Genomic DNA, 6,770 nt, shown 5'->3' on the forward strand with positions numbered 1-6,770 from the left:
TGGCTCCGCACCCCCCAACATCAGGGAGCCACCCATTTTCATTTTTTACCTCTGCGCCTAGAGGAAAATATCGGCGTCCCAACTTGACATAATATTTTTTATCCGTTTTAACCGAGTGTTGCTCCCCTTCAGACCCGAACCTGCATGCTAGCGTACTTTTTAGCAACCGGGAACGTGCCCGGCATGCAGCCGATGAAAAAACTTGGGGTTTTCATCATCGGACCGCCTTACCTTGGGAAAGGGGTTTGTAGCGATCATGTGCCATCCGGACGCGTCTTCCCGGTCAGCCATTGTTGTAGACCTTTTGAAGGTTATCGTCATTCTTCCAGCCAGCATGATCATCGGCGGCCTCACTGCAGCCGACGCCATCGCGAAACCTATCAGCCCGGCCCAGCAAACAGACGCATCCGTCAGCACAACCACCGCCCGAGCTCAGCCAGGTTCAACTTCATACCAGGTCGTCTTCGACAGCGACAACGGCAGCAGTGTCGACTCACAAACCATTGCCGAAGGCACCCAGGCCAATCGACCCGCGCAAGACCCGACCAAGGACGGCTACCTGTTCGACGGCTGGTTCACCAAAGACGCCAAGGGCGACTCCAAGGTCGCCTACGACTTCACCCAACCCGTCACCACAGACCTCACCCTGACCGCCCACTGGACCAAGGGCACCAGCGCCTGGAGCCTCTCCCCCACCTCAGGGAAAGCCACAGAATACACCAAGATCACCCTGACCCCGCCCACCACACCAGACATACGCTTCAGCCACATCGTCCCAGCAAAAGAAGAAGGCTCCCAGGCCATAGCCTCGGACGGCAACCTCTACAGGTGGGGAGACAACAACTACAAATTGGAGACTCCTGAAGACGAAAAGCGCACGCCAAGCCTGGTCAACCCGCCGACCGGCGTCCACTTCACCCAGGTCAGCACAGGCTACACCCATTTCCTGGCCATCGGTTCAGACGGCAATCTCTACAGCTGGGGGAACAATGCCGACGGAGAACTGGGACGTGAAACTGTCAGCACAACACCAAAAGACAACCCCCAGATAGACAATCAGCCGAAGCTGGTCACTCCACCGGCCGGCGTCCACTTCACCCAAGCATGTGCAGGAAAATGGCATTCCCTTGCACTGGGATCGGACGGCAACCTCTACAGCTGGGGAGAAAACAAGTACGGCGAACTTGGACGTGACACGGGTTCTGCCATATACGACGTCAAGCCAGGCAAGGTGAACTTGCCGAAGGGCATCACAAAAATCACTCAAATCAGCGCAGGAACCTTCTACTCCATGGCTCTGGACTCGGACGGTGACCTTTACAGCTGGGGCGACAACACTTATGACGAGCTGGGACGCTACGCCGGCGGATATCCCTTCCGTGACCGTTCACCGCGCAAGATGACCATGCCGGCAGGCGTCAAGAAATTCACCTGGATCAAGGCTGGAGAGTGGACATCCCTGGCCACCAGCTCAGACGGCAGTCTCTACAGCTGGGGATGGAACGAATATGGCCAGCTAGGACGCAACACCGCCCCGGCGAGACAAGACCGCACACCGCGCAAGGTGACCATGCCGGCAGGCGTCACGAAGTTCACCAAGGTCAGCGCAGAACACAGGCATTCCCTGGCTTTGGGTTCGGATGGCAACCTCTACAGCTGGGGACTAAACGATTGCAAACAGCTGGGCCGCGACACCGGGTCAGCCAAATACGACGTCAAGCCGGGCAAAGTGCCTACACCAGCAGGTGTCGCACAATTCACCGAGGTCAGCGCCGGCTATTCCCACTCCCTGGCCATCGGCTCCGACGGTAACCTGTACAGCTGGGGACAAAACAAGTATGGCGAACTGGGACGCCCCACCAGCGGCAAGTACGACAGCAGCCCCGGCATGGTCGCATTCCCCGAGGATCCCAAGCCCGTTGACGTGAGTTTCAGCGGTACACCCGGAACCAACCTCGACCCCAACTCGGACGGCACCTGGAGCGTCACCACGCCCCCACATGACCATGGCAGAGTAGATACAGTCATCACCTGGAGGATGAACGGCGAGCGTCCAGACGCACACTTGTCCTACAGGTACCTAGGCAATTATCTCATCGTTTTCGACCCCGACGGTGGCACTGGGTTCGGTTTCCAAATCGTCACTGAGGGAAACCGACTGAAACCCCCGGCCAAGGATCCAACCAAGGATAAACACCTGTTCGACGGCTGGTTCATCGGCGACACAGCCTATGACTTCAGCAGGCCGGTCACCGACAAGGTGACTCTGACCGCCCACTGGAGCAGTGCTGAAAGCAACAGGTGGAAGCTCGACAAGGACAACGGGCCCGAGTCAGGCGGCCAGACCGTCACGCTGACTCCACCGCCAGCACGCGGCATCCGCATCAGCCAGGCTGACGGAGGAGACCTCCATTCCGCAGCCGTGGGCTCCGACGGCAGCCTCTACACCTGGGGAGACAACGCCCACGGTCAGTTGGGCCGTGACACCGCTGACAAGCAGGACAGTCATCCAAGCAAGGCGGAGGCTCCTGCAGGCGTCACCTTCGTCCATGTCAGCGCAGGCTACGGATTTTCCGTGGCCCTGGCCTCGGATGGCAGCCTCTACACCTGGGGCGACAACAGCCGAGGCCAGCTGGGCCGTACCGTCACCAGCAACAACCCAGCCAACAGGCCCCACAAGGTGGATACCCCGGCAGGCATCACCTTCGTCCAGGCAAGCGCAGGCGGATCCCATGCCGTAGCCCTAAGCTCGGATGGCAACATCTACACCTGGGGAGACAACAGCGCTGGGCAGCTGGGCCGTGCCGTCACCAGCAACACCCCCGCAGACAAGCCCGGCAAAGCCGACACCCCGGCAGATGTCACCTTCACCAGTATCAGTGCAGGCTGGGGCCACGCGGTGGCTGTGGACACGCAAGGCGACGTCTACACCTGGGGAGACAACACCCACGGCGAGCTCGGGCGCAGCACCACCAGCACCCCCGCAGACAAACCCGGCAAAGCCGACACCCCGGCAGGCATCACCTTCACCCAGGCCAGCGCAGGCGCAAGCCACTCCGTGGCCGTAAGCGACGACGGCAGCCTCTACACCTGGGGCAATGCCGCCAACGGACGCCTGGGCCGCGACACCAGCAGCACCCCCGCAGACAAGCCCGGCAAGGTTGAAACCCCGGCTGGCATCACCTTCACCCAAGCCAGCGCCGGAGGTGCGCATTCCATTGCCTTGGGTTCCGACGGTAGCCTCTACACCTGGGGCGGCAGCGCCAAAACCTCGTCAGACAGGCCTAACAAGGTGGATACGCCGGCAGGGATCACCTTCACCCAGGCCAGCGCAGGAGCATCGTACTGCCTGGCCCTGGGATCCGACGGCAACCTTTACAGCTGGGGAGACAACGATAGTGGCCAGCTGGGCCGTGACACCGGCAGCGCTCAGGACGCCAGCCCGGCCAAGGACACCTTCCCCAGGCCTGGCATCCCCACACACGTCCAGTTCGACAATGTGGAAGCCTCCGACCTGACCAAGAACTCCGACGGCACCTGGACGGTGACCACGCCGACACACATGCCCGGCACGTCAACCGTCACCATCGAATGGAGACTGAACGGAGCAGCCCAGACCCCGGACACCAGCAACACGTATCGGTACAACTCCATCAGCGTGTTGCCCAGGGCCGGAGGAGGCGGCCTGCTCCCCCTGCTCATAGCCGGGCTGGTTGCCTTCGCATGCGCCGCAGCAGCCAGGCGCCACCGGCTGGAAACTCTCAGCCGACAACAATAAAGACTTCCCTCGTGTAAGCAGGTTCGGGTTATCACTATCCCCAACACACTCCCGGACCACAAGGGTGGCCCCGACTCCCCCAACACAACGGGGCCACCCATATACTTCCGTCAGGTAAGCATTGGCCTTATCTCTAACTAGCGGCTTGTCCCTCCCATTCCTCGCAAAACAGAGGATAAGCCGCCGAGAAGGGTGACCAGATCAGATTGGTGCCTTCAGTCATGCCTCGCTTTCCTTCGTCTGGTTAGTCAGCTCGATTTGCTTCCAGACAGATAAGAGTCTGGGAGTTGAAGCACTGATTGGCGAAGCGACGCTTAATAAAAGACGGGGGTCTCTTTGCATTCTGCACCTAGCTCCGGCACGCGTGTGTTGCCTGCTGACCGGGTGGTAGGGTGGCAAAAGGGGGACGTCGAGAAGACAATTTGCTTCCGTCAGGATTCGCGCAGTCTGCTGCACGGACTGACGTTGAGCATTGGGCAACTTTCCGACAGGAGAACGTTAAAGCTATAGGCAAGCGATGTTTACTCTGCTTGGTGTTTGGTGAAGGAGTTTTGGTTTCATGCATCTGGTTTCCCGTCTGCGTCGCACGTTGGCGATGATGGTCGTCCTGCTGGGCCTGCTGGCAGGCTTGGGCGTCGCATCCGCCCAGGCGGATGCTCCTATCCTCACCGGGGGGGGGGGGTCGTCAGACCCCTCGCGTAGCTGACGGAACCCCCGGCATTTCCTCCAGCAACGCAACCAGCACACCACTGCCCTCACCCTCACCAATACAAACCACCACACCATTAAACCCCCCATCATCTAAGCCGGGCATCCCGTCATCGCCGACGGATGCTACCGGCAGTGCAGGATCCGCTTCAACCAAACCATCCGATAAGACGGATGATCAAACCTCGCACATAGTGCGATTCGACTCGGCCGACGGCAGCACACCCACACAGGAGACCGTCAAAACCGGCACTCTCGCCGCTCCCCCTCAACAGAATCCCCAACGTCAAGGCTTCCGGTTCGATGGATGGACATACAACGGCCAGCCCTTTGACTTCCAGACTCCCATCCTCCAGGACACGAGTCTGAAAGCCCAGTGGTCGAAGTTAACTGACTGGACGCTGAGCCCGGAGCACGGGCCCACCACCGGTGCGCGGCTGACCATCAGCCCACCCAACCGGCAGGAAACCTACTACACCAACATCCAAAGCGCAGGAAACCAGATTATGGGCCTGACCGGCGACGGCCGCATCTACACATGGACGCAAGACAACAAGCCAAAACAGGTTCCCACTCCTGCCCAGGCTCCCGACGGGTTCCACTACCTGCAGGCCGCAACCGGCAGCCGATGGCAGGCCGCGCTCGGATCCAACCAGCAGCTATACACCTGGACCAGCGGACAACCCACTCCCACCATCCTCAACACCAGCAAGAACACCAAATTCAGCAGCATCAGCCTGAACGACGACCGACTGCTGGCCGTGGACAGGCAGGGACAGGTCCACGTCTTCCAAGACAGCCAAGCCGATAGTCAGAACACGAACCCGAAGCCCAACGAACAGGAAACAATCAGCCTGCCCGGGCAGACGCAATCCGTCACCGCCATCGCCTCCGGCAGCCGAATCCTCGCCCTGGACTCGGACGGGCAAGCATGGACCTGGGACACGGGCAAGACCGGCAACATCAAACCTGCACGCATCAAACAAGACACAACAATCCGCATCATCCAAGCCCAATCCCTCAACCAAGGGTTCCTCCTCCTGGACACCAACGGTCACGCCTATCACTCGGCTGACAGCATGACCAGTCTTACAACCATCAACCTGCCGGAAGGCATGAAAGCCAGCTCAGCCACCACCAACAATAACCAAGCCATGACCGTCGACAAGGACGACCACATCTGGGCCTGGAAACCCGGCGAAGCGCCCAAGCGCGCAGACAACGGGAGCCAACAGTTTGTGCAGGCAACAGCCGCAGGCAACAGGATCACCGCTATCAGCAGGCAGGGCGACATATACAAATGGAGCCTGAACGGGCAGGGCCAGCCCGGCAAGCCAGTCAAACTCGACACCGTCTCCGAGCCAACCCTGGATACAGTCAGCATGGACAGCCAGCCACTCAAACTCACCGAGAAAATCAACTCTTGGCAGGCGGAGGCTCCCGCCCGCAAACCGGGACTAGCCGCTGTCACCATCACCGGCAGGCAGGACGGCCAGCCCTTCACCAGAAGCCTCAACTACACGGTCGACCAGCCGCTGACCAGAGGCGACCAGCAGGGCACCACCCACACCGTCACCTTCAATGCGGACGGAGGAAGCCCTGAACCCGCTGATCAGAATATCTCAGACCCCTACGGCAGGGTAAAGCGCCCCACCCCCGACCCGGCGCGCGAAGGCTACCAGTTCGACGGATGGTTCACCGGCGAAGTCGCCTACGACTTCAGCAAGCCCGTCAGCAAGGACCTGACCCTTACCGCCAAGTGGACCGAAAGCCAGAACAACAAGTGGAGCATCAGCCCCGACAAGGGCAGCCAGCTGGGCAGGGAATCCACCACCATCACCCCGCCGAACACCAGCCGAGGCATCAGATTCAGCCAAGTCAGCGCAGGAACCTATTATTCTCTGGCCCTGGGCAGCGACGGCAACGCCTACGCCTGGGGAAACAACAACACGTATGGCCAGTTCGGCGACGGGACGAGAACCAGCCGGACTACGCCAGTCATGGTCAAGACGCCTGCAGACGCACCCGCGGACTTCACCTACGTACAGGTCAGCACCAGAAACGATTTTTCTCTGGCCCTGGGCAGCAACGGAAACATCTACGCCTGGGGAAACAACAACAACGGCCAGCTCGGCGACGGAACGACCTACGACCGGACTACGCCGGTCATGGTGAAAAAGCCTGCAAACGCACCCGCGGACTTCACCTACGTACAGGTCAGCGCTGGACACGATTTTTCTCTGGCCCTGGGCAGCAACGGAAACATCTACGCCTGGGGAAACAA

3 protein-coding genes are annotated in these 6,770 nt (G+C 60.2%); all 3 read left to right on the forward strand.

What is annotated here, in order from left to right; translation table 11 throughout:
• Window positions 1-256 precede the first annotated feature (256 nt).
• Window positions 257-3,778, forward strand: coding sequence for an RCC1 domain-containing protein (locus QRX41_RS06855; RefSeq protein WP_313839546.1), 3,522 nt, complete (start codon window positions 257-259; stop codon window positions 3,776-3,778).
• A 559-nt stretch (window positions 3,779-4,337) separates the two neighbouring features.
• Entirely contained in the window at window positions 4,338-4,484 is a 147-nt protein-coding gene (locus QRX41_RS06860) for a hypothetical protein (RefSeq protein WP_313839548.1), read from the forward strand.
• 196 nt (window positions 4,485-4,680) lie between these two features.
• Window positions 4,681-6,770 (forward strand): InlB B-repeat-containing protein (locus QRX41_RS06865; RefSeq protein ID WP_313839550.1); only part of this gene is annotated, 2,090 nt, incomplete at its 3' end.

The sequence above is a fragment of the Bifidobacterium kimbladii genome (assembly GCF_032193675.1).
In the GTDB taxonomy this organism is placed as follows: Bacteria; Actinomycetota; Actinomycetes; order Actinomycetales; family Bifidobacteriaceae; genus Bombiscardovia; species Bombiscardovia kimbladii.